Origin of the sequence: Treponema primitia (genome assembly GCF_046533075.1) — a bacterium.
Taxonomy (GTDB): domain Bacteria; phylum Spirochaetota; class Spirochaetia; order Treponematales; family Breznakiellaceae; genus Termitinema; species Termitinema primitia_B.
The window spans coordinates 1-22448 of sequence record NZ_JAJQRB010000088.1 but is presented as its reverse complement, the minus strand read 5'-3'; the positions used below and the strand labels follow the sequence as shown (position 1 = coordinate 22448).

Sequence of the window (22448 nt, the reverse complement as noted above, 5' to 3'; positions counted from 1 at the left end):
AAATTTTGAAAAATCAACCTTAAAAATAGAATATACTACAAAAAGAATCAAGTATCTCCGCTAACAAGTTCAGTTATTCCTTATATTGTACCAGCCCGCTCTCCCGCAAAACGTTCCAGGCTTTTTTCGCTGCGCTGTCCCCGAGGAGCCGCGCCAGATCCCGGTAAAAGTCTGCGGTGCCAAGGCCGTTACTTCTTCTTGCTTTCTCCAGCAGTACTACTGCCGCCGCTGCTTTCTCTTGGTTTGACCCAATCGGCAGCAGCCGGTCTTCCAGCCGCCATCGCCAGAAGAGCCCCCCTGCAGTGTTCTGTACCATCGGTCTTGAGCCCAGGAAAAGTACGCGGTCCGTTTTGCCGGGAGCGGGTAGCTCGGTACGATTACAGTCCCGGTTCCGGGCGTAGTCGTCCAGAAGTCCCGCTACCAGATCCGCCGCTACATTTGGTTTAGGGACCGTAAAGGGGAAGCCCTGTTTCACCGGCGCCGAAGTTTCTCCGGCCATCCATGCGGTCAGAAGCTGGTCCAGGGGCCCGGTGAAGCGGTCAAATTTTTCCTCCCCTGCAAAGGATAAATCGTTCAGGGCAAATAGGTTCCGTTGTTTGCCATCGCCCGTAACTATAAGTTCCGGGTGTTTGCCCCGTTTCCATTCGGCGTAGATCCGGGAATGCCTGGTTAGGACGAACTTGTGCCAGAAGGCGGAATCCAGGAGACCCGCCGCAAAGAGCTGGCGCAGTATTTCTGCGGAGTCGATGATCTCCTGGTCATCCTGGTCCCAATATCCGTAGATCAGGTAGGCATGGGTCAGGATACCCGCTTCCTTAAAGGCGGCGCAGGCATTGACCACATCCCCAAGGCCTATTCCCTTACCAATGCGCTTAAAGCCCTCTTCGGCGGCCACCTCAATTCCTCCGGAGACTCCCACTAATCCTCCGGCGGCAAGGATAGCCGTAGTATCCGGGGTAAAATCTTTTTCGAAGCGGATGTTTCCCCAGAAGCTTAGTGGAAGTCCCGCCTCCCGGTTCAGCAGGGCAAGGCGAAGCAGGGAATCCGGCGGAGCCGCTTCGTCCACCAGATGGATGCCGCGGACACCGGTTTTTTCCGCCTGGTCCTGCAGATGCCGGAAAAGGGCCAACGGTTCCAGGGGCTCAAAACACCGGATGTAGTCGAGCTGCACATCGCAGAAAGCGCAGGCGTGCCAGTAGCAGCCGTGGGCCAGGTAGGCCTTGAGCCAGCGGCCGTCGGACCAGAGCCGGTGCATGGGGTTCAAGTCGTCCACCGGGCGGAGGTAGCGGGAAAAATCCACGGCGCTGTAATCGGGGAAGACGGTTTGTACTGCATCACGGTCAATCTCCCCAAGGGTAGAAATACTGTCAATTCCCGGATCGCTTATAACATGACCGTCAAGCCGGGACCGGTACTTGGTTTTGTATACCGGCGTATCTCCGGTATGTTCCAGGATGGCTGCCAGGGAACCGTAACCCCGGTCAAAGGAAAGGTAATCAAAGTAGTTGAAAAACGCCAGCTCGTCCATAAACCGGAGTTCCGTGTTCACATAACCGCCCCCGGCAATGGTGGTAACGTTACTACCGTACCGGGCTTTGGCGGAGGCTGCGCAGACAAGGGCTCCGGCGAGGCAGCCCGGGAAGGGGATGGTTACCCCGATTGTCAGGGGATCGTTGCCTGCGGCAATCAGCCGGTCCAGTGCGTCCCAATGATCCTCAAGCAGGGGACGGTAGAATTCCCGCAGAATATAACTGTTGAGACCTTGCTCCACCGCAGAAAAATCCCGAAGCCCCGCACTAACACTACCGGCGTAGCGGACGAGGCTGAAGGAGGGGTCCACCGTGACGGTGATAAAGTCCGCCAGATCTGCGAGGAGTTTGCTTGCCAGGAGTGGGGCATCGTCACTTAGGGGGTTTCCATCCAGGGAATCCAGGCAGGCGTCGAACCGGGGACCTCCGGGGAGAACGCCGTTTGCCAGGGCCAGAAGGTGGCCGAACTCCCGGTCACGGCCGCGAAGAAAATCAATCAGCCGGTCTATGGAGGAAAGCCAGCGATCCTCTTCGGAGAGAAAACGGTCTATATTATAGAAAACATTTTTATTTTTTGGTTTACCTGCCTTTTGGGCGTCGACAAAGATCCGTTCCAGCCCGGAACGGCAAAAGATCCGTTCAAAGAGACCGATGGAATGATCCTGGACCCGGACCTGATAACCCCGGCCTTCAAGAAAAGTTTTCAGGTAATACGGAGCGGGGTAGGGGGAGTTGAGCTGTACCAGGGGTGGTTGGACCAGACAAAACACTAAAAGCCTTCCTTTGGCTGGAAGCTTGGACAATGGCGCCCAGTGGCGGAGAGTACCTCAAGGGAGGGGAGGTTCCGGCTTTTAATGCCGAATACCGCGCAGGAACGGGGGAAGGCAGGTTCCCAGGTAACCTTAAAATAGACGCACTTGAGACAGTCCGGGGCCCGGGGCTTTTTATCCTGGTGTTTTGCCACCTGAAATCTCCTGCACCCATTATAAGATGAGGAATGAGGAATGAGCAATGAGGAACCGCCCTCTCACTCCTCATTCATTTGACAGTTCCCGGCTCTTGGGGTATTCTTCAATAATATGAAGAAGTTGAGCGGTGTTTCCGCATCCCCGGGTATCGTTATTGGGAAGTTTTTTCTCTATCAGGGGAATGAATTCCATGATATTCCCCGGTATGCCATAGGAAAGACCCAGATCGATTCCGAGTGGCGGCGTTTTCTTGCGGCCACCGAGGCGGCGGCGGCGGATGTCCGCGCCCTGCATGATAAGGCTGTCCAAGAAACGAGCAAAGAAAAAGCGGATATTTTTCAGGCCCACCTGATGATGCTGGAGGATACGGAATTTCAGGATCAGATTAAGAAACAGCTGGAAGCGGATCGTGAAAACATTGAGTGGATTGTTTCGGATATTTCCCGTGGAATTGTCTCAAAAATGGTGTCCTCTTCCGACGCCTATCTTCGGGAACGGGCGGTGGATATAGCCGATGTGTCCCACCGGATGATGCATAAGCTCCTTGGGGTAAAAGAATTTTCCCTGGCGGATCTAACCGAGGACGTTATCCTGGTTGCCCACGACCTTATGCCGTCGGAAGTATTGGCCATGAATAAAGATAGGGTCAAGGGTATTCTGATGGATATGGGGGGCCGGACCTCCCATACCGCTATCCTGGCCCGGGCCTTCGGGGTACCGGCGGTATTGGGGCTTTCCACGGTTACCAGGGAGATCACCACCGGTGATATCCTGGTGGTGGATGGCGGCGCCGGTCAGGTTATCATCAATCCCAGTAAGAGCGTCCTGCTTAAATACCAGGATGCCATAAAACAATACCAGCGGAAACAGGATAAACTCCTTTCGGAGGTGGATCTGCCGGCGGAAACCAAGGACGGGCACCGGGTATGCCTCAAGGCCAATATCGAAGTACCCGAGGAAGCGGAGGCGGTTCTGCACTATGGCGCCGAGGGCATAGGCCTCTACCGTTCGGAATTTCTCTTCCTTACCCCCGGTCAGGCTGCGGAGGAAGAGCGGCAGTACCATGCCTATAGCTCGGTGCTGAAAGCCATGGGAGATCTGCCGGTGACCATCCGGACCCTGGATATGGGAGGCGATAAGGTATCCCCCAATATTCAGCCGGCGGATGATAAAAATCCGCTCCTCGGCTGGCGGGCTATACGAATGTGTCTTGCCCAGCCGGACCTCTTTAAGACCCAGCTTAGGGCTATACTCCGGGCCAGTGTCCATGGAAATGTAAAAATCATGTTCCCCATGATCTCCGGAGTTGAGGAACTGGAGCAGGCCCTTTCTTTATTGGAGGAAGCGAAGGCGGAATGTCTGCAGAGGAAGCAGCGTTTTGCCAAAAAGATAGATGTGGGGACCATGATCGAAATCCCCTCCGCTGCCCTTACTGCGGATATTCTTGCCCAAAAATCGGACTTTTTCTCCATAGGGACCAACGATCTTCTCCAATATACCCTGGCGGTTGACCGGGGAAATGAAAAGGTAAGCTACCTTGCCCAGCCTTTCCATCCGGCGTTGTTGCGGCTCCTCAAGCTAACCATCGACGCTGCCCATGCCAAGGGTATTAAGGCCGCCATGTGCGGAGAATTGGCCGGCGCCACCTTTGCAACGCCCATACTCTTGGGTCTCGGGCTGGATGAATTCAGTATGACCGCTTCGGCTATCCCTATGGTTAAACGGATTATTCTGGGTACCACCATCGAAAGCTGCCGTACCCTGGCGGAGAAAGCCATGGGCTGTACCTCCTACAAGCAGACCGACACCTTGGTTAACGCCTGGTTAGCCGAATATTTCCCATCTAAGTAAAGGACCTGCCATAATGGAATTTGATCCCCAGTATAAGTACCGGAAGCTCCCCACGGTAGTCTTGGCCGGCCGCCCCAATGTGGGCAAATCCACCCTTTTCAACCGCCTCCTCCACACGCGGCGCGCCATTACGGATCCGACTCCGGGGGTAACCCGGGACCCCGTGGCCATGGACGCCTTTATCAACGGGAAACCCCTGCGGCTCATGGATACCGGCGGCTTTAAGCTGGACCGCAAGGCCGATGGCGGCAGGGATATTCCCGACGATACCCTGGATGATCTGGTGGTGGAGAAGACCCTGGGAGCCCTGGAAAGCGCGGACCTGATCCTCCTGATCCTGGAAGCGGGGGAACTTACCCCCGAGGATGAGGAATTCATCGGCCTGCTGCGGCCATACCAGAAAAAACTTTTAGCGGTGGTGAACAAGACCGAGGGCGGCCGCCGGGAAAACGAATCCTGGAATATCCTCTCCTACGGCTTTGACAAGGTTTTGATGATCTCCGCCGAACACGGGGACAATGTGGGGGATCTGGAGGACGCCATCATCGCCCGGCTCGATTTTTCCAAGGTTGAGCTTGACGATCCGGATAAGCGGCCCATCAGAATAGCTATCGTGGGGAAACCCAATACGGGGAAGTCCACCCTTTCGAACCGCCTTACCTCCACTACGGCCTCCATTGTAAGCAATATTCCCGGCACTACCCGGGATGTGGTGGAGGGTCATTTTTCTTACAAGAACCGGGATTTCCAGGTTCTGGATACCGCAGGGATACGCCGGAAAAGTAAGGTTACGGAGAATATCGAATACTATTCGGTGAACCGGGCCATCAAAACCATGGACGACGCAGATATAGTATTTTTAATGATTGACGCTCAGGAGGGGCTTTCGGATCAGGACAAGAAGATAGCCGCCCTGGCGGATGAGCGGGGCCGGGGGATCATCATGGTCCTCAATAAGTGGGATACCATGCCGGATGTAAAAAACACCTTTACTGCGGTTCAGGATCGTATCCATTTTCTCTTTGGCCAGATGGAATACGCCCCCATCATGCCGGTCAGCGCCCAAACCGGTTCCGGTATCGATGCATTGCTCAACATCGCTGTCCGGATGTACGCCCAGCTTAATCTCCACACCGATACGGGCGCCCTGAACCATGCCCTGGAACGCTGGCTTACGGAAAGTCCGCCGCCGTCGGGCCCCCAAACCCGGTTCAAGCTGAAGTACGCTGTTCAGGTTTCGGACAACCCCGTAAAGTTTATCGTCTTCGCCTCCCGTCCCAAGGCGGTGAGCGAATCCTATGTCAGTTACCTCCGAAACAAGATACGCCGGGACCTGGGCTATTCCCTGATCCCCCTGGGTATAGAGATACGCGCTTCCGCCAAGAACGATTTGACCCGGAAGAATAGTTCCCGAAAAGAGCGGCATTGAGCCATGGCAAGCTACGGGATTGGGGATCTGGAAAAACTCCTGGGGGTTAAGGCCCACGTGATCCGCTACTGGGAAAAGGAAATATCCCTGATTCAGAGCCGCAAGGATCTCGCCGGCAGACGGGTCTACGCCAAACGGGACCTGTTGATCTTCTTCCGGCTGAAGTACCTCCTCTACGATCGCCGTTTTACTATTGAAGGCGCCCGGGAACAGCTCTTTCGGGAATTTACCGGCGCCGGGCTTGAAAACCAAAATCTCAAAGCGTACATTGAAGCGCTCCGTTCGGACCTGGTGGATCTGTACTTTCTGGTCCATCAGCCGGACGGTCCAACCCAGCCCCCCGCGAATGACCAGGGCCCTGTCTGATGGAAACTCTTTTCCCACCGCTATCTGTGGAAATACGGCGGCAGGTAGATTCAATCCCCGCCCTGGTCGATCAGGTCCTCCCCATACCGAAGCGTTTCCGTTCCGGTCTGAGCCGGGATGTGGCGGAACTTTCCCGCCTCCTTACCAGCGGCCGTGGGGAGCGGAACGACTCCTACCTGAACGAAGCTCCTCTGCTCTCGGCCTACCTGCGTTACTTCCTCCCCTGGAATGTCTATCGCCTTGCCCGGCTGTTCCCGTCCCTGCCCCTCCCCCTTGCCGCCGGCGACGCCCTGACCGACCTGGGTTCAGGCCCTCTTACCCTGCCTATTGCCCTGTGGATATCCCGGCCCGATTTGCGGCAGCTCCCCCTGGAGTTCCGCTGCCTGGATCGCTCCGGTCCTGCCCTTGAGGCGGGGAAAAAAATCTTCACAGCCCTTACGAGCAGTAACACTGCTGCCAACACGAGCTGCCCCTGGACCATCAAAACAATCCGGGCTTCCCTTGGAGAGCCGGTCCGTTTCTCCAAGGCTAAGCTGCTTACCGCAGTTAATCTGTTTAACGAACTTTTCTGGAAGCTCCCCGGAGTATCGGCCCTTGCGTCATTTACGGAAAAACAGGCCCGTATCCTTTCGCCCCTGACCCTGGAATCGGGTTCCATCCTGGCGCTTGAGCCCGGAGTTCCCCGCTGCGGCGAATTTATAAGCCTCCTCCGGGCTTCCCTTTCCGCCAAGGGACGTCTTCCCCTGTCCCCCTGTCCCCACACCGGCCCCTGTCCGCTGCCGGGTATTCCCGCCGCCTCCCGCTCCGAAAAAGCGGATACCAAGTGGTGCCACTTTGCCTTTACCACCACCGATGCCCCGGCAGCCCTGCACCGGCTCTCGGAAGCTGCGGGGATCCCCAAGGAACGGGCCGTCCTGAGTTTTCTCCTGGCAGGACCGGTTAACGCAGCTTTGGCGCCGGCATCGGAACCTGCCCCTCAAGATTCCCTCCCGGTGCGAGTCATCTCCGACCCGTTCCCCCTGACCGGCGAAGGAAAACGGAATGGCCCAGCGGCGCTTCACGGGCGCTACGGCTGTTCCGTCCGGGGGCTGGTATTGGTAAGCGGTAAAAGAGATGGCGTAGAAACCCTGGAGTCCGGGACGCAGGTAACGCTTACCGCAACAACGCCGGAAAAGAGGGACGGGAAGAGCGGGGCGCTGGTACTGGGACTAAGTTCTTCCTTGTCGCTTGCATCCCCAGGATTTATTGATATAATATAGTTACCTAGGAAGCCAGGCATCTTTGAGAGAAGCTTCTACAGATGAAGGGGGAAATATGTTAATTAAATCACTCAAGTTGATAAATTTATTGAGTTTTGGCAGCAATTCTGATGTTACCGAACTAAAACCGCTCAATGTTATTATTGGGCCGAATGGATCAGGCAAATCTAATTTCCTGGAAGCAATAGGATTATTGAAAAATTTACCAGGGCAATTACAAAAAACTTTTCATGAAACCGGTGGTGTAGATGATTGGTTGTGGAGAGGAGCAAATGAAACGCCGATTGTTGGTGTTGATGCAGTTATTGATTATCCTGATTCGCCAAATATGGATTTGCGTTACTTTCTTTGCTTCGCTATCCGCAATCATCGTTTTTTTATGGTTGATGAATCAATTGAAGACGCAAAACCGCAAATGGATTGTGAAACTCCTAAATGGTATTATCAGTTTAATGAAAGGGAACCAAGGGCAAAATCAAAAGATACTATACGGACATTAACAAGCGTTGACCCGGAGCGTTCAATTCTTGCGCAACTGCGCGATCCCGATATGTATCCTGAAATCACTCATCTTGGAGATACGCTGAATCATATAAAACTTTATGATAAGTGGGGAATTGGGCAGAATTGTCTTCCCCGTCATCCTCAAAAGGCGGATCTTCCAAATGACTTTTTAGATGAAGATTGTTCTAATTTAGGGTTAGTCTTAAATCGCCTTCGTCAAATACCACCGGTAAAGCAACGAATATTAAGCGCCTTGCAAGAACTTTTTGATGGAATTGATGACTATGATGTGCAAGTTATAGCCGGATATGTTCAGGTAGTCATGCAAGAGCATGGTTTTACGATACCCGCAACACGCCTTTCTGATGGCACATTGCGCTATTTGTGTTTGCTTGCAATACTTTGTCACCCCACTCCACCGCCGCTCATTTGCATTGAAGAGCCGGAACTGGGATTGCACCCTGATATTTTACCTACCCTTGCGGAGTTGCTGAAGGAAGCTTCAACACGATGTCAACTCATCGTAACTACCCATTCGGATATTCTAGTCGATGCGATGACCGACCAGCCTGAATCTGTTTTGATCTGCGAAAAAGGTGAATCAGGAACAGAATTAAGCCGGTTAAGCGCTGAAGAACTTAAGCCATGGCTTGAAAAATATCGGCTCGGTGAACTTTGGATAAGCGGAGAACTTGGCGGAAAAAGGTGGTAGTAATGAAGATCTATGTGGAAGGCGGCGGCGATAGTAAGTCCTTACATATTGAATGTACCCGCGGATTTGCTGTCTTTTTAGCCAAGGCTTAGTTGTAAATTGGTTCGTGATAGTTTGCGTATCCCGATTTTAGTACACGCTGTTCTACATACTCATCGAAATAGGCTATAAGGCTCATGGTTAATATACGAGTATTATCTCCTGCAATAATGCAGTCAAGGGCTTTCCTTTTAGCGAGGCATAAATTTTTCCGATCAGGATCTGTCTCCTGGGAAATAAAATTATCAAGTATTTGGTTTATATACTCCTCCTGTTCGCAATCCAAATAAAGCCGAAGCCCATATTCAAAAATATCACGGGAAGCGAGGGCTTGGGTATTAAGCATTTTTTCTATTGCCTTAAACCCGGAACGGCGGATAATCTCATTAAACTTTATGGCCCGCAGGATAAAATTCACTTCTTCACGTTCTTCGGGGATCTTTATTTTACTAATAGCCTCCATAGCTTTTTCATAGGATTCTTCATCGCCATTAAGATAAGCTGCGCAGGCCTTATCAAACAAATTGTCTTTAATAGCTATCATTGAATTGAGGCGTAACATCATTGATGATGTAGACTCACCGGCCTGTATAGCTAGTATACCTTCAAGGGCAAGCATTTTTAGTTTTTTCTGGTACTGGTTGGTTTCTCTTTCGATAGAGGTTAATAAAACATGCCTAATTATACTATTATCAGTCCCTTCAACCACAAGGCGTAAACCCTTCCTGAAAATAGCATTTCCTATATATTCAATTTCATCTTCCAATGACAGAAGCCCTTCCCTTTCTGCTTTTTCTGAAAAACATAAAATATCCTGAAAAGTTAAATAGTATAGGGCAATAAAAGTATCATAATTCAGGGCGCCTTCAGGATAGGCATACTTGTATCGAATGATATGCAAACCGTGATTTTCCTTATCCGGACTGTAAACACCGGGTCTGTCCAAAAGACTTTTAGGAATATAAGCGTCTTCAATATTCAGTCCCCGAATATCCAGGCTGGTAAGCTGCGCAAGGTTCCCAATACTTTTTGGCAATCCATTGATTTTAGTATTGCTCAAATCAAGATTTTCAAGTTTTTCCAATTTACCTATACATTCAGGAAGATATGGGAGCGGATTTCGGGATAAATTAAATTCCTGAAGTTCCAAAAGATTTCCCACGCTGTCCGGCAGGGAGATCAATTCATTTCCACTTATATTGATTTTTTTGAGCGCCCCAAGACTACCAAAATTATCAGGCAGCGACAATAGTTTTCCGTTACTCAAGTCGAGTTCTTCAAGCAGTGACAAATTTACAATATTTTCAGGAATACCTGTGATATTAGTACCACTCAAATTAAGGCTAACAAGCGAAGGCATACGGCAAATAACATCGGGAAATATTACAGGGTTACCGTCCAAAGAAAGGGTCAACTTTTTAAGATTTGTAAACTTTGAAAACCAATCCGGCAATTCGGTTATTTTTATATAGTCAAAGACTAGACTTTCGAGGAATGTCAGAGCACTCATCCAGTCAGGAATTGTTTTCCAGTCACTATCATGAATTTCAAGCTCTCGCAGGTTAGTGCACTTACTTAGTATTTCAAGGGAATAGCTACTTGGATCAAAAAATTTACATAATGAAATATTTTTTTATGCCATTTATCTCAAATAACAGTTTCGCGTCATTCAGGTATTTCATCTCAATATGGAGAGATGTGATTTTTGCCAGATCATCCTTACGGTCTTCAAAATGGTCAAGGGCCTTGGCCAAAAAATGCTGTTCCGGAGATTGAAGATTACACAACATTAAATCCAAATGTCTATTTTCTTTAATTGTAACCTCAATATTTTTTATAATACTTTCAAGAATATCATTATCGGTTTCTTCGGGAACAGTTTTTTCTATTTTTTCTTCCTTAATGTCATCATCTGTAATGATAATTTCTTCGTGTGAATTAAACTGGTGTTCATCTATCATTTTTTTAACAAGCCTCAAAATATATTTTTGATCTTTTGTAGAATGGTTGGTAGACCACATTTTTGCATTATCCATTTCAATCCGTATAGTTTTCCCTTTAGTTTCTGAAATGGCAGTTAACGCTTTTTCTTTTGTTTCTTCCGCAGCGCCAATCAAAGCACGGGACATTTCATACTTCGCTTCCCGCCATAGATAGTGAATATCCCACTCACTAAGTCTTTGTATTACTTCATCAAAATGCATAGCATTTCTCCTTTATTATAACGATAATATTTTTTTAATTCCTCTTTCTCAAAAAGGCAGCTCTTTCAAAGTCCTCATGTGCTGCTTTATGAGCTTCTTCTTCTGTAGAAATTACCTTATCCGTATCATCAAACTCAAAATCCACAATAATAGGACAATGATCCGAAAGTTCCGGTTTTATCCATTCTTTTGGATCGCCGATCTCAAAACTGACGATCCGGCCAAATCCTTCCGAGGCAAAACAATAATCATTTTGATATGGTCGGTCCAAGTCAAAATAGCGGAAATAGGTCGGCGCCTTTTTGTTGCCGCAATCCTTTAATCCTTTTGCCGCTAATTTTGTTACCAGGTCATTATACCAGGATTCATCATTTACCGTTCTGCCTGTGTTAAAGTCGCCGATAAGCAGTACCGGGGTTTCAAACGTGCCCTGATGCGAATTTAATACGCTGTAAATTGGCTCATGATAATTTGTGTATCCCGATTTGGTCCAAACGGCCATTAAAACAAAATCTGTATCCTTGCCTGTTATATGATAGGGAACGACATAACGCCAATTGCGGTCAAAGTTAACGGTAAATTCTATTTTATACTCATTTGAAAAGATCGCAACTCCGAGACTGCTGTTTTCATTGTTCAAATCATCCCAATACCAATTCCTGTACTTCCATTCGGCTTTCTGTGCGTCATAGTCTGCTTTGGTACATTCCTGTAAAACCAGGATATCCGCATCGTACTCTGATATAGCCTTCGCCTTTTCCGAGGTGAATCCATAATGGCAATTCCAGCTTACTATTCTCATATTATCCTCTTTTAAAGTTTCCAGATATTTTAAGAAGGTTTTTGCACTTTCTTTTTCTAGATCCATTTGGGCTTTCAGAGCTTTTGCTGAAATAGCCCTTTCTTTTTTTCTCATTACTTTTCTCTTTACTAAAGAATATTATACCACCTAACTCTATCATATGCCGATAGACTGAAATATTTCTCTCAACCTTCAATCCCCCTCAAACAACCTTGCGATCATCCCCCTGGGATTGTTGATAAACGCCTTGGTTACTATATAGTTGCTGGTATCTTCATAGGCTATTTTACACAAGCCCTTGTCCCCAATCTGATAAATATCCGCATCGGGATAAGCCAGCAGTATAGGGGAATGGGTGGCTATAATAAACTGGGAATGCTTTTGTACCAGTTGGTGCAAAAGCAGCAGCATGGACATTTGACGAGTGGGGGACAGGGCAGCCTCCGGTTCATCAAGCAGGTAAAGGCCGTTTCCGCCGAAACGGTTCTGTATCGTTGCAAAGAAGGATTCGCCGTGGGATTGGTTATGCAAATAGATGCCCCCATAGGAATCAATGATGAGTCTGGGTCCAGCGCCTTTATCCAGATTTTCAATTTCCGTTGCAAGATTGAAAAAACTTTCAGCACGAAAGAAAAATCCATCCTTGGGAGTGAGGCCCTTTAAAAGTTTAAGGTGTTTGTGGAGCGGCGAATGGGAAGCGCGGGTTTGGAAATTAAAGTTCTTTGTGCCCCCTTCCGGGTTGAAACCCCAGGCAACGGCAATGGCCTCCAGCAGGGTCGATTTACCGCTGCCGTTTTCGCCTACAATAAAGGTAATTTTGGGATGGGGGGACAGGGTGCGGAAATGCCGTATGATGGGCAGGGAAAAAGGGTACTCCTTAAACGAGGGGACAGTTTCCCGGCGCAGGCTGATTTCTAGAAGGTAGTGATCGGCGTTTAGGATATTATACTGCGGCATTCATTTCTTCCAACACCGCCTTTTCCATTGCCGCTATGCAGGCCGGGTCCCGGTATTTGGCCCTTGTGTCTATGGCATTAAGGCAATCCGCAAGCTGCGTCCGCTCACCGGCTTCTTTGATCAAATTCATCACTTTTCTGACATACCTTTTATTGGGGGCAAAGGAAAGGATAAAGGCGGTGGTTTGGGGGTACTCCAGCCGGAAGAAAAATAAGAATTCCGCCGGGTTTAGACGTTGAAACAAGGGGGCAAAGGGTTGTACCCCGGTCTTTTTCTTAAACAGCGTCATTATCATCCTCCCCCCGAGAGGGCTCTTCTGCGGAAACAACTGCGGTCTCTGCGCCGCCTTCGTCAGCGGCGCCTTCCGGCAGATCCTCGGGCGCCTCGGCGAGTTCGGTTATACGGATGCCGAAGTTTTCATCTATAACCATCACTTCGCCCCGGGCGACAAGGGTATTGTTGGCAAATACCGTTACCGGCTCACCCGCAAGGCTGTCAAGCTCGACAATAGTTCCCTCCCGCATTTTTGATAGTTCCTTTACCGTGGTTACCGTGCGGCCAATTTCCACAGCAAGCAGAACCTTCATATTGGCAAGGGTCTTTTCCATTTCCATACAATCGCGATCAGCCATACTGTCACACTCCTTGTGGGGATTTATTTTTTCAACAATTCTAATTATTTTTTTACAGTAAGGGTTCAGCCGATTTGTGCAATCGGCGATAATTTCGCCCCGGAATAAAACCTTGTTCCCAACCATCAGATTACACAACCCGTCTTGATTACTGTGGGGAGCGTAAAGGATGTTGCCCGGACGTAGGTTTTTTAAATCCTTGTACAGAACAATCTGGCGAAAATATTCTACCTGTAATACGACAGACAAATCGCCTATCAGAGTTTTATGCAGGGTGTTTTTTGAATATTGGACTTGAGGAGGGGAATCATCCTGGTAATGCTTAAGGAGTTGAAGCTTTTGCAAAGGATACAGAAAGGGATAGGGTAGGCAAATGTTTATCATGCCTTCGATACTGCCGAATTTGGCTTCACAGGTAACCAAGATGACCATTTCTTTGGGAGGAATCTTACTATCAAAAGAGGTATGGGATTCAATCGTTACATCGCTGGATTCTATGGTTACCCCGCAATAGTCATTCCAGATTTGAGAATAGATATCCAGCAAGGGCTTACTAATATAACGCAGCGCTGATTTCTCCAGAGTGCTTAATTCATGAAATGGCTGAGCTTTTTCTGCGGGTTCTTCCGCTGCGCCGCCAAACAGACATCTAAACATTTCAATGTCAAAAGCCGGATCTATTTCAATAATAAGCGGCGTAAGGGGTATGGATGGCGTCTGGGGCGCAACGGAATTAAGCGTTCCCGATGTGATAAACATAGCGGTGGGATTGGGGATGCTTCCTATAAATTCTTCATAGGTCAATTGATCCACGCTGGCAACGCGAATTTGCATTTCCTTTTGGAAATACCGGGAAATAAGAGCGGACCATATGGGCGCCAATTTTTCATGTAAATGTAAAAGGGTATTAATATCCGCCTTCCTAAAACGGTCGGGGCGTTGAAAATCGTATATTTTAATTCTACGGGTAGCCTTTGAGGAGCATAAATCTATGGTTTCAATATCCTCGGTATTTATGTTGGAAGGGTCCTCGGAGGTAAAAGAATCTCGATTATCTCCCCCATTTAATGCATCAAGCAATTGTTCAATTTCATCCTGGGTAAGTATTTCAGTCTTAATAGACGACTCCTTGCATGGCTTGTATTAGCCATGTAGCGTCATTATACCATTTCACTCTATCATATACCGATAGAGTGAAAAATATTTCCCGCACAAGGTTCTGCCCCCAAATACAAACCAAATAACATTAGCTAATGCCGACATAGTATTTTCCTCCGTATGTAGCCATAATAATATTTGTGTCTATCATATAATGGTAGACACAAATACTTATCCGATTAAATTAAATCGGTTAAAATGCCCTTTTTTCTTCCACGTTTATAGGCAGTTTCCCCGTCTAATTTGGTAAAATCCGCTTCCGCCTTATCCATCTGCCCCAGCGCTTTGTAGACAAGGCCCCGGTTGCAGTATGCATCAACGGCATCGCCGGACGAAAACATTGCTGCCGTAATGCATATCGCCTGGGTATAGTCTGCAATGGCAAGTTCGTACTCACCCTTTTCGTCATGCACAAGGCCCCGGCTATAGAATAGTTCATAGAACAACCTTTCGTAATTGCAGGGAGCTAACTCTATAGCCCTGGTGTAATCGGCGATTGCCTGTTCGCGATTACCACTGGCGTCATAAGCAATTCCACGGTGGTACAAGATAAAAACACCTTCATCTTTACTGAGCGCCAAGGCTTCATCACAATCCGCTATAGCTTTGTCGTATTCACCGGTTTCGATATAGGCAATACTCCGATTTTTAAGCATCCCCGCCAAATAACGTGGATTCGATTTATTTAATCCCATGGCCTTGGTATAATCGGCAATAGCCTGGTCAAATATTATTTTACTTTCATCGCCTATTTTTTCCAGTTGCATCGCCTTTTGCCATGCACTAAAACCCTTGATATATTTTCCTTTCGCAATAAGAGTATTGCCCCGGTTATTAAGAAAAACAGATCTTTTCCACGGATTTTTACCCATGGCATCGGTCCATTCGGCAATTCCTTCATCAAGTCTTTCTCCCACGGTGGTTCCATGGATATTTAAAGCTTTGACAAGATCTGATTTAAGTACGGTGACATCCACCTCATCCATGTCGGAATATAAATCGGCAGCTTTTTTGATGGCTTCTTTGCCATTTTCTTCTTTTTCGTTCAAAAATAAATATAAGCTTTGCTTAAGATACGCTTCCGCTATTTTCTCAGGTTTCTTTATTTTTTCTTTAATTACTATTTCTGCGTCATTGTACATTTCAGAAATTTCATCGGCATCGGAATCAAATATGTGTCTAAGAGCAATATCAAGAGGAAGATCTATTCCTAAATCTTTTAAACATGGTTTTAGCCGAATAGCTTCTTCCAGATCCACCAGAGCTTGCTCAAACTTTCCAATGTTCCTGTATTTGTTTCCACGATTATAATAAGCAATTGCATAATCCGGTTTAAGCCGTATCGCTTCCGTATAGTCCGCTATCGCCTTATTGTATTCACCTTTTTCAGCAAAAGAATTCCCCCGGTTGTTAAATGCCACCGCATAATCCGGTTTAAGCCGTATCGCTTCCGTATAGTGGGCTATTGCCTTTTCGTAGTTTTCTTCTTCGTGAAGGATATTCCCCAATTGGGTAAAGGCTTCGGCCGTTTTTGGCGCCAGTTCCAAGGCCCTCTCCAGAGGTTCGCTGCTTTCCTGGTACTTTTCTAGTTTCTGCAAGCATTGGCTTTTTTTAAGGTACGCTTCTGCGATCTTTTCCGGAGTTTCCTTGTTTTCCAGGATTATTCTGTCGGCTTCTGCGATTATTTCAACGAGTTCTTCTTCGGAAATGTCTGTGCCTACGAACAGGTAATTTATTTCTTGGTTGTATTTAGACACCTAATTCCTCCATTGGTCATAGTTTTTGATGACTAATGTCAGTATATACCATCAGTCTATCATAGAGTGATAGGGTGGATCATTTTTTATGGTTTTTTGTTTAAGACAGGATGAGCAAAAAAAGAGGGCCGGGGATAGTATCGGCCCTCTTTCAAAGAATAGGACATTTTTTCCCTACTGCTTAAAGGTCAACTGTAACAATTAAAGGGCAGTGATCGCTCGTTCCTTTTTGATAATCAGCGGGGGTCCATGTTTCATGAAAACCAGTTTTGCTTTTTACCTGACATTTTATATCTTCAGATACAAAACAATAATCGTCTATTACTTTTTTCAATCCTCTGTAGAACGTAAATGCAGGGGTCTCATCTATATCACAATTAAAAAAGTTTCTATACTGCATTCCTTTTTCTAATTTGAGGTAATTATCATCTTTGTTGTTTTTACTTCTTGTATTAAAATCACCTATCAATATTGTCGAGTCATACATTTTATATTCATCAATAGCCATCAAAACTGTTTCAGTATAACCAAACGGTTTCCCTTTTGTCCATACAACACCTAATGTAAAATCTTTTCTTCCAGATATTTTGTAAGGTATAACATATCTCAATTTTTTACCGAATTCAGAAATGGGATATCTTTCTAACCTGTATCCATCTTTGGAAAAGATGGCAATTCCTCCAGGTTCGCCATTCAGACCATCGCCATACCAACAATGGTATGCCCAGCCCTTTTTTTGTTCTTCATATTCTTTCTTTTGACATTCTTGAATAATTAGTATATCAGGATCCTCAGGGGTCACTTTTTTTGATTTTGCATCAGTAAAATGATCATGACAATTCCAACTCAGAATCTTCATACCCTTCCTCCTATTTCCCTTATCATATCACCCATCGTTCTACCTATCAAGCAACCGGTCAAAGACCGCCTTGGTATTCACAATATCGGTCATGCTGTGGTGGGCGCCTTCAATACTGATGCCGAAATGTCCACATACCTTCTCCAGTTCAATGCTGGGCAAATTGAGTTTTCCGGCAACACGGTGGGCCTGGACCAATTGCATGACATCACAGTACATGTAATCAAAGTAATTATAAAAATCCGTTGTTTCCGGATTCGATGGTTCATTCCGTGCATTTCTCAACGCAGTTTCCCGCGCAAATAGGGCGCGCAAAAAGTGAATGTCGAACAAAACGTTATATCCGGTTATGGTAAGCCGGTTCTTCCCATATTGCCGCAGATCCTCAAGGAATACGCTGAACTGTTCCGATTCAGAAGAGAAGGACAGGATTTTTTCCTTTGAATACCCATGGACATCTTCGGCTTCGGGATCGAATTCAAACTGTTCATAATTATCCGGGTGCATTTCCAGGGTGCGTTCAAGGAGCAGCCGGTTATTTTCTTCGATGAAATAGGAGATTTGAAACGCAAAATGTTTCCGCGAATCAAGTCCGGTGGTTTCGGTGTCTACCCAAAAACGGCGTGTATACATATGCTCCTATAATTCCTCATTTGTTTTTTGCAAAATGCTCCATCATATATTCACGAAGGGCTGCATTCATTTTGGTCTGATAGCCTTTCCCGAAAGAACGGAACCACTCAATAATATCAGCATCGTAATTTACCTTAATCGGAATTTTTACCGGCTTATAGAGTGAACGATTAAGCAATTTTGCAGGTACCAGTCGGGCAAGTTGTTCCTCGGTTAGGGGGGGCATATCGGAAACATCAATGTCCTTATCTTTGAGCTGCTTTAAATTATTGATGCGCTCACTATCAAGGGGCGGTAATGAATTAATTGTCCTTTTCACGATTCGCATAATAAACCTCCTGCTCTCTTTTTAAGGCTGGGCGGGCCGATATGATACGGACTGTATTTTGGTCAGGTTCTGTTTCAACCACAAAAAGAACCAGGCCGTCAACGGAACCCAAATATATCCATCGGATTTCTTCCTGGGTACTGTGTTGTTCGTCAAAAATGTCCTGCCGGAACGGATCATAATACGCCCGGACCGCATCGTTAAAGTCAACACCATATTTTATACCCCTGTCAATAGGACTTTTTAAAAATATATACAAGAGGGGCCTGGGACTTTGCGGCATTTATTTCTTCCAACACCGCCTTTTCCATTGCCGCTATGAAGGCCGGGTCCCGGTATTTGGCCCTTGTGTCTATGGTATTAAGGCAATCCGCAAGCTGCGTCCGCTCACCGGCTTCTTTGATCAAATTTATCACTTTTCTGACATACCTTTTATTGGGGGCAAAAGAAAGGATAAAGGCGGTGGTTTGGGGGTACTCCAGCCGGAAAAAAAATGAGAATTCCGCCGGGTTTAGGCGTTGAAACAAGGGGGCAAAGGGTTGTACCCCGGTCTTTTTCTTAAACAGCGGCATTATCATCGTCCCCCCGGGAGGGTTCTTCTGCGGAGGAAACTACAGCCTCTGCGCCGCCTTCGTCAGCGGCGCCTTCCGGCGGATCATCGGGTGCTTCGGCGAGATGGGTTATACGGACGCCGAAGTTTTCATCTATAACCACCACTTCGCCCCGGGCGACAAGGGTATTGTTGGCAAATACCGTTACAGGCCAACCTGCAAGGCTGTCAAGCTCGACAATAGTTCCTTTCCGCATTTTTGATAATTCCTTTACCGTGGTTACCGTGCGGCCAATTTCCACGGCAAGCAGAACCTTCATATTGGCAAGGGTCTTTTCCATTTCCATACAATCACGATTAGCCATACTATCAAACTCCTTATGAGGATTTATTTTTTCAACAATTTTAATTATTTTTTTACAGTAAGGGTTCAGCCGGTTTGTGCAATCGGCGATAACTTCACCCCGGAATAAAACCTTGCTCCCAACCATCAGACTGCACAACCCGTCTTGATAACAGCGGGGAGCGTAAAGGATGTTCCCCGGGCGCAGGCTTTTTAAGTCCTTGTACAAAATAATCTGGCGAAAATATTCAACCTGCAATACGACGGGTAAATTTTTTAGCAAAGTTTTAGGCAAGGTTTTTTCTGTTTGTTGAAGATAAAAATTGTTATAGTGATACTTTGGGAGCATAAAAGGATTCATTGGATGTAAAATAGGATAAGGCAGGCAAATGTTTATCATGCCTTTTGCATTACCGAATTGAATGTGATAAGTAACCAAGACCACCATTTCTCCGGGAAAAGCATCTCTATTAAAATATGGATTTGATTCAATTCTCATATCGCCTAATTCCAGTTTTTCTCCGTAATTGTCATCCCAAATTTGAGAATAGGTGTCCAATAACGGTTTACAGAAATGCCGTAATGCGGATTTTTCAATAGATGTTAATTCGCGAAATAACTGTCCTTCCGTCGTAGTACCGCAAAATAGATTATTAAGGAATTCAATGGTTATCACAGGATCTATTTCAATAATAATCAATGGCGGAGACGGCTGGGGTATGGAAAAGCTAAACCTTCCTGGTACAGCAAGCATTGTTGTTGGATTGGAGATGCTTCGATTAAACTCGTCGTATGTCAATTGATCTACACAGGCAAAATTAATTTCTATTTCCTTTTGGAAGTAACGGGAAATATATACGGACCATTTATGAGCCAATTTTTCATGAAGACACTGGAGGGAATCATGCTCCTCTCTGCAAAAACGGTCGGGGCGCTTAAAATCGTACATTTTAATCTTACGGGTAGCTTTTGAGGGACACAAATCTATGTCATCAGGTACATCGCCATTTATTGTTTTGAGCAATTGATCAATTTCGTTCTGGGAAAATATTTCGGCCATAGCAGACTTAACTTCTGATGGTAAATCGGCTTCTTTCTCAAAGATAGGAACATGGCTTTCTTTTTGCTCATTATGGGGTTTCTCAAAATCCTTTTTATCCATTACTTTTTCCTTTCAAAGAGTATTATACCGCCCAAGTCTATCATATACCGATAGAGTGAAATATTTTCCCGCAGGCGGGGATGCGCCCTTTCTTATTACCGCGCAACACCCTTCGCCCGCTTCGCCATATCCCGCACATTGCCAAGCCAGTCGTCGACCAGTTCCTGCGGTTCCAGCGGCAGGGCGTCCCGGCCGGAGGAGAGCACCAGTTCCAGGATTTTGCCGTATTGGGCGCTGGTAAAGCTTAGGGTGATGCCGTCGGCGCTTTCTTCAATGCGCTGATCCTCTGCCCACTGTCGTTCCTGGATTCGCAGGGCTGCCTCGCCGTAGAAATTGATACGGAAGCGCTGTTTCTTTTCACTGGAATAGGCGCCAAAATAGCTTCCTTTGTTTTTTGTGCGGATATCAAAAGATGCGGGAAGGGTAAAAATATCATTCAGCAGGGTGATTGTCCGTATCCGGGAAAGGGAGTACATTCCCATGCCGCGGCGATCCTCGGCATAGCCGTAAAGATACCAGGCGCCGTTGTCAAAGAGGAGCTGGTAGGGTCGTACCCGGCGGACCTGCCAGGCGCTGTACCATGAGCGGCGGTACTCAAAGCGGAGTATGTGGTTTTTCCCCAGGGCCTCGACGATGTTTTGCCAGACTTCGGGCTTGAATTGGACCGTTGGAACCGGGGGAACCACGATACGATCCTCATACCACCGGGTTTTGCCGGGATCATCCAGCGGGGCGGTGATGGTCTCCACCAACTGGTGGACAGCTTCGTATATCGGGGTATTGCGGTAGAGGGAAAGCAGGGTCTTCGCCATCCCCAGGGCCAGCATATCCTCCGCGGAGGTAAAGGCCGCGGGGAGGCGGAAGGTCTTTTCGGTGTAATAATACCCCCTTTCAAAATAGTCGTACTCGATAGGAGCGCCCAGCCTGTCCCGCATAAACTCAATGTCCCGGCTGATGGTGGCTGTTCCGGTTTCATATTTCTGGGACAGGGTTTTGGTGTTGGGATACTTCCCGGTGGAAATTTCCTTGTCGATAAGATAGATTCGCGGCAGCGCCGTCTTGGGGAGGGTTTTTTGATTCTTCATAGTTTAGAGTATATCACATAAGTCTATCATTGAGTGATAGGGTGGATTGATCCGATCGCTAATATCATAGCCAATTTGAAGAAAAATCCAACCGCAAAGGAAAAGAAGTCGAAGAAGGCAAGGAAGCGGAGGTTTTTTTCTTCCTTTAAGTTTTATCAGAGTACAGTGATGGGGAGTAGCTTTTTCTTCCCTGCCTGTAGATTGTTTCTTCATGATTTTCCCCGTCCAATTTGGCAAAGTCCGCTTCCGCCTTGTCCATCTGTCCCAATGCTTTGTAGGCAAGACCGCGGTTGCGGTACGCTTCACGGGCATTGTGCAGAGGAGACAATACCGCAATGCATATAGCCTGGGTATAGTCTGCAATAGCAAGATCATACTCGCCCTTTTCGTCGTGGACAAAGCCCCGGTTATAAAAATAGTCACCGATGGTTTGCCTCTCTTTAGGGGGCGTTAATTCTATGGCCCTGGTATAATCGGCTATTGCCTGATCATGATCGCCCTTGGCGTCATAGGCAATTTCCCGGAGGTACAAGACCGAAACATTCTCATCTTTATCCAGCGACAGGGCTTCATTACAATCGGCTATCGCTTTATCGTATTCACCGGTTTCGATATGGGCAATACTCCGGTTTTTAAGAATATCTATCAAAAAACTTTGCTCTGAATTGTTTAAACTTATGGCTTTAGTATAATCGGCAATCGCCTGGTCAAATACATCTTTACTGTCATCGTTTATTTTTTCCAGTTGTATTGCCTTTTGCCATGTGCTAAAAGCTTTGATGTACTTCCCTTTCTCAATAAAGACATTGCCCCGATTATCGAGAAAATCGGCTTTTTTCTCCGGCGCCTTATCTATGGCATCGGTCCAATCGACAATTTCACTATTAAAATTCTCTATCGCAGCAGTTCTATGGACATTTAAGTCCGTAACAATTTCCGATTTTAACTTCATGATATCCGTTTCACTCATGCTTGAAAATAATTCAGTAGCTTTTTTGATAGCTTCCATGCCATCAGCTTCTCTTTCATTTGAGAATAACTGGCAGCCTCTTTTCAGATATGCTTCAGCCATTTTTACAGGGGTCTCTTTTTTTTCGTTAATTATTTTTATTGCATTGTCGTACATTTCAAAGAATTGTATGTCAACGAATATAGAGTCTGCTATATGTTTAATAATAATATACACATCAAATTGTTCATCCTTTAGCCTTGCCGCTTCGTTGTTATCCGCTGCTGCCTTGTCATGCTGACCCAACGCTCCGTAAGCCTTTCCCCGTTTTTCAAAAGCATCGGCTGAGTTTGGTTCAATGCGTATAATTTC

Annotated in this window: 22 protein-coding genes; 5 read left to right on the top strand and 17 right to left on the bottom strand. The window is 46.9% G+C overall.

The genetic code is table 11. The features are described 5' to 3' along the window. Positions 1-73: 73 nt before the first annotated feature. Positions 74-2299: a B12-binding domain-containing radical SAM protein gene (locus tag LQZ19_RS18400; protein ID WP_411049153.1), complete on the bottom strand. Its 2226-nt coding sequence runs from the start codon at positions 2297-2299 to the stop codon at positions 74-76. Further along, on the bottom strand, positions 2299-2493 hold the full coding sequence (locus tag LQZ19_RS18395) for a hypothetical protein (protein WP_411049152.1): 195 nt from the start codon (positions 2491-2493) through the stop codon (positions 2299-2301). The genes LQZ19_RS18400 and LQZ19_RS18395 overlap by 1 nt, the downstream gene beginning before the upstream one ends. Positions 2494-2608: 115 nt before the next feature. Here LQZ19_RS18395 and ptsP point away from each other — a divergent pair, with 115 nt between their 5' ends. Genes ptsP through LQZ19_RS18370 form a run of 5 tightly spaced genes read left to right on the top strand, consistent with a single transcriptional unit; the run spans position 2609 to position 8618 of the window. Next, positions 2609-4348 carry a phosphoenolpyruvate--protein phosphotransferase gene (ptsP, locus tag LQZ19_RS18390; protein ID WP_411049151.1) on the top strand — a complete coding sequence of 580 codons (1740 nt, stop codon included), beginning with the start codon at positions 2609-2611 and terminating at the stop codon, positions 4346-4348. A 13-nt stretch (positions 4349-4361) separates the two neighbouring features. Then, positions 4362-5777, top strand: coding sequence for a ribosome biogenesis GTPase Der (der, locus tag LQZ19_RS18385; protein ID WP_411049150.1), 1416 nt, complete (start codon positions 4362-4364; stop codon positions 5775-5777). A gap of 3 nt (positions 5778-5780) precedes the next feature. Beyond that, complete coding sequence (locus LQZ19_RS18380; RefSeq protein WP_411049149.1) at positions 5781-6143, top strand: MerR family transcriptional regulator; 363 nt, start codon at positions 5781-5783, stop codon at positions 6141-6143. Then, positions 6143-7402, top strand: a complete 1260-nt coding sequence (locus tag LQZ19_RS18375) for a small ribosomal subunit Rsm22 family protein (protein WP_411049148.1) — start codon at positions 6143-6145, stop codon at positions 7400-7402. The genes LQZ19_RS18380 and LQZ19_RS18375 overlap by 1 nt, the downstream gene beginning before the upstream one ends. A gap of 55 nt (positions 7403-7457) precedes the next feature. Beyond that, positions 7458-8618 (top strand): AAA family ATPase, encoded by a 1161-nt coding sequence (locus LQZ19_RS18370; RefSeq protein ID WP_411049147.1) that lies wholly within the window; start codon positions 7458-7460, stop codon positions 8616-8618. Between the two features lie 88 nt (positions 8619-8706). On the opposite strand, the gene LQZ19_RS18365 is transcribed toward LQZ19_RS18370, so the two are convergent. The 15 genes from LQZ19_RS18365 to LQZ19_RS18295 all read right to left on the bottom strand — a co-directional run. Next, on the bottom strand, positions 8707-10167 hold the full coding sequence (locus LQZ19_RS18365; RefSeq protein ID WP_411049146.1) for a leucine-rich repeat domain-containing protein: 1461 nt from the start codon (positions 10165-10167) through the stop codon (positions 8707-8709). A 103-nt stretch (positions 10168-10270) separates the two neighbouring features. Beyond that, positions 10271-10861, bottom strand: a complete 591-nt coding sequence (locus LQZ19_RS18360; protein ID WP_411049145.1) for a FliG C-terminal domain-containing protein — start codon at positions 10859-10861, stop codon at positions 10271-10273. Between the two features lie 34 nt (positions 10862-10895). Next, complete coding sequence (locus LQZ19_RS18355) at positions 10896-11777, bottom strand: endonuclease/exonuclease/phosphatase family protein (protein WP_411049144.1); 882 nt, start codon at positions 11775-11777, stop codon at positions 10896-10898. 78 nt (positions 11778-11855) lie between these two features. Then, a complete protein-coding gene (locus LQZ19_RS18350; RefSeq protein ID WP_411049143.1) occupies positions 11856-12620 on the bottom strand; it encodes an AAA family ATPase in 765 nt (254 codons plus the stop codon). After that, positions 12607-12909 carry a hypothetical protein gene (locus LQZ19_RS18345; RefSeq protein WP_411049142.1) on the bottom strand — a complete coding sequence of 101 codons (303 nt, stop codon included), beginning with the start codon at positions 12907-12909 and terminating at the stop codon, positions 12607-12609. The genes LQZ19_RS18350 and LQZ19_RS18345 overlap by 14 nt, the downstream gene beginning before the upstream one ends. Then, complete coding sequence (locus LQZ19_RS18340; RefSeq protein ID WP_411049141.1) at positions 12896-14332, bottom strand: FliM/FliN family flagellar motor switch protein; 1437 nt, start codon at positions 14330-14332, stop codon at positions 12896-12898. The genes LQZ19_RS18345 and LQZ19_RS18340 overlap by 14 nt, the downstream gene beginning before the upstream one ends. A gap of 257 nt (positions 14333-14589) precedes the next feature. Further along, positions 14590-16167: a tetratricopeptide repeat protein gene (locus LQZ19_RS18335; RefSeq protein WP_411049140.1), complete on the bottom strand. Its 1578-nt coding sequence runs from the start codon at positions 16165-16167 to the stop codon at positions 14590-14592. A 181-nt stretch (positions 16168-16348) separates the two neighbouring features. Further along, a complete protein-coding gene (locus LQZ19_RS18330) occupies positions 16349-17026 on the bottom strand; it encodes an endonuclease/exonuclease/phosphatase family protein (protein WP_411049139.1) in 678 nt (225 codons plus the stop codon). A 39-nt stretch (positions 17027-17065) separates the two neighbouring features. Then, complete coding sequence (locus LQZ19_RS18325) at positions 17066-17659, bottom strand: 3'-5' exonuclease (RefSeq protein WP_411049138.1); 594 nt, start codon at positions 17657-17659, stop codon at positions 17066-17068. A 16-nt stretch (positions 17660-17675) separates the two neighbouring features. Beyond that, positions 17676-17987, bottom strand: a complete 312-nt coding sequence (locus LQZ19_RS18320; protein ID WP_411049137.1) for a BrnA antitoxin family protein — start codon at positions 17985-17987, stop codon at positions 17676-17678. Next, the gene (locus tag LQZ19_RS18315) at positions 17962-18270 is read right to left on the bottom strand and encodes a BrnT family toxin (protein ID WP_411049136.1); all 309 of its coding nucleotides are present in this window, start codon (positions 18268-18270) and stop codon (positions 17962-17964) included. The genes LQZ19_RS18320 and LQZ19_RS18315 overlap by 26 nt, the downstream gene beginning before the upstream one ends. Next, positions 18218-18559 carry a hypothetical protein gene (locus LQZ19_RS18310; protein ID WP_411049135.1) on the bottom strand — a complete coding sequence of 114 codons (342 nt, stop codon included), beginning with the start codon at positions 18557-18559 and terminating at the stop codon, positions 18218-18220. Before LQZ19_RS18310 ends, LQZ19_RS18315 begins: the two co-directional genes overlap by 53 nt. After that, positions 18546-20042 (bottom strand): FliM/FliN family flagellar motor switch protein, encoded by a 1497-nt coding sequence (locus LQZ19_RS18305; protein WP_411049134.1) that lies wholly within the window; start codon positions 20040-20042, stop codon positions 18546-18548. The genes LQZ19_RS18310 and LQZ19_RS18305 overlap by 14 nt, the downstream gene beginning before the upstream one ends. A 95-nt stretch (positions 20043-20137) precedes the next feature. Further along, positions 20138-21127, bottom strand: a complete 990-nt coding sequence (locus LQZ19_RS18300; RefSeq protein ID WP_411049133.1) for a helix-turn-helix transcriptional regulator — start codon at positions 21125-21127, stop codon at positions 20138-20140. A gap of 145 nt (positions 21128-21272) precedes the next feature. Next, the coding region (locus tag LQZ19_RS18295; protein WP_411049132.1) for a tetratricopeptide repeat protein at positions 21273-22448 on the bottom strand (1176 nt) is incomplete at its 5' end.

Bases quoted from the DNA above. Each gene is read 5' to 3' on its own strand.
- LQZ19_RS18350 (WP_411049143.1), bottom strand. From the start codon at position 12,620: ATGCCGCAGTATAATATCCTAAACGCCGATCACTACCTTCTAGAAATC.
- LQZ19_RS18310 (WP_411049135.1), bottom strand. From the start codon at position 18,559: ATGCCGCTGTTTAAGAAAAAGACCGGGGTACAACCCTTTGCCCCCTTG.
- LQZ19_RS18365 (WP_411049146.1), bottom strand. From the start codon at position 10,167: ATGAGTGCTCTGACATTCCTCGAAAGTCTAGTCTTTGACTATATAAAA.
- LQZ19_RS18380 (WP_411049149.1), top strand. From the start codon at position 5,781: ATGGCAAGCTACGGGATTGGGGATCTGGAAAAACTCCTGGGGGTTAAG.
- LQZ19_RS18360 (WP_411049145.1), bottom strand. From the start codon at position 10,861: ATGCATTTTGATGAAGTAATACAAAGACTTAGTGAGTGGGATATTCAC.
- ptsP (WP_411049151.1), top strand. From the start codon at position 2,609: ATGAAGAAGTTGAGCGGTGTTTCCGCATCCCCGGGTATCGTTATTGGG.
- LQZ19_RS18355 (WP_411049144.1), bottom strand. From the start codon at position 11,777: ATGAGAAAAAAAGAAAGGGCTATTTCAGCAAAAGCTCTGAAAGCCCAA.
- LQZ19_RS18345 (WP_411049142.1), bottom strand. From the start codon at position 12,909: ATGACGCTGTTTAAGAAAAAGACCGGGGTACAACCCTTTGCCCCCTTG.
- LQZ19_RS18325 (WP_411049138.1), bottom strand. From the start codon at position 17,659: ATGTATACACGCCGTTTTTGGGTAGACACCGAAACCACCGGACTTGAT.
- LQZ19_RS18315 (WP_411049136.1), bottom strand. From the start codon at position 18,270: ATGCCGCAAAGTCCCAGGCCCCTCTTGTATATATTTTTAAAAAGTCCT.
- LQZ19_RS18320 (WP_411049137.1), bottom strand. From the start codon at position 17,987: ATGCGAATCGTGAAAAGGACAATTAATTCATTACCGCCCCTTGATAGT.
- LQZ19_RS18305 (WP_411049134.1), bottom strand. From the start codon at position 20,042: ATGGATAAAAAGGATTTTGAGAAACCCCATAATGAGCAAAAAGAAAGC.
- LQZ19_RS18300 (WP_411049133.1), bottom strand. From the start codon at position 21,127: ATGAAGAATCAAAAAACCCTCCCCAAGACGGCGCTGCCGCGAATCTAT.
- LQZ19_RS18375 (WP_411049148.1), top strand. From the start codon at position 6,143: ATGGAAACTCTTTTCCCACCGCTATCTGTGGAAATACGGCGGCAGGTA.
- der (WP_411049150.1), top strand. From the start codon at position 4,362: ATGGAATTTGATCCCCAGTATAAGTACCGGAAGCTCCCCACGGTAGTC.
- LQZ19_RS18370 (WP_411049147.1), top strand. From the start codon at position 7,458: ATGTTAATTAAATCACTCAAGTTGATAAATTTATTGAGTTTTGGCAGC.
- LQZ19_RS18330 (WP_411049139.1), bottom strand. From the start codon at position 17,026: ATGAAGATTCTGAGTTGGAATTGTCATGATCATTTTACTGATGCAAAA.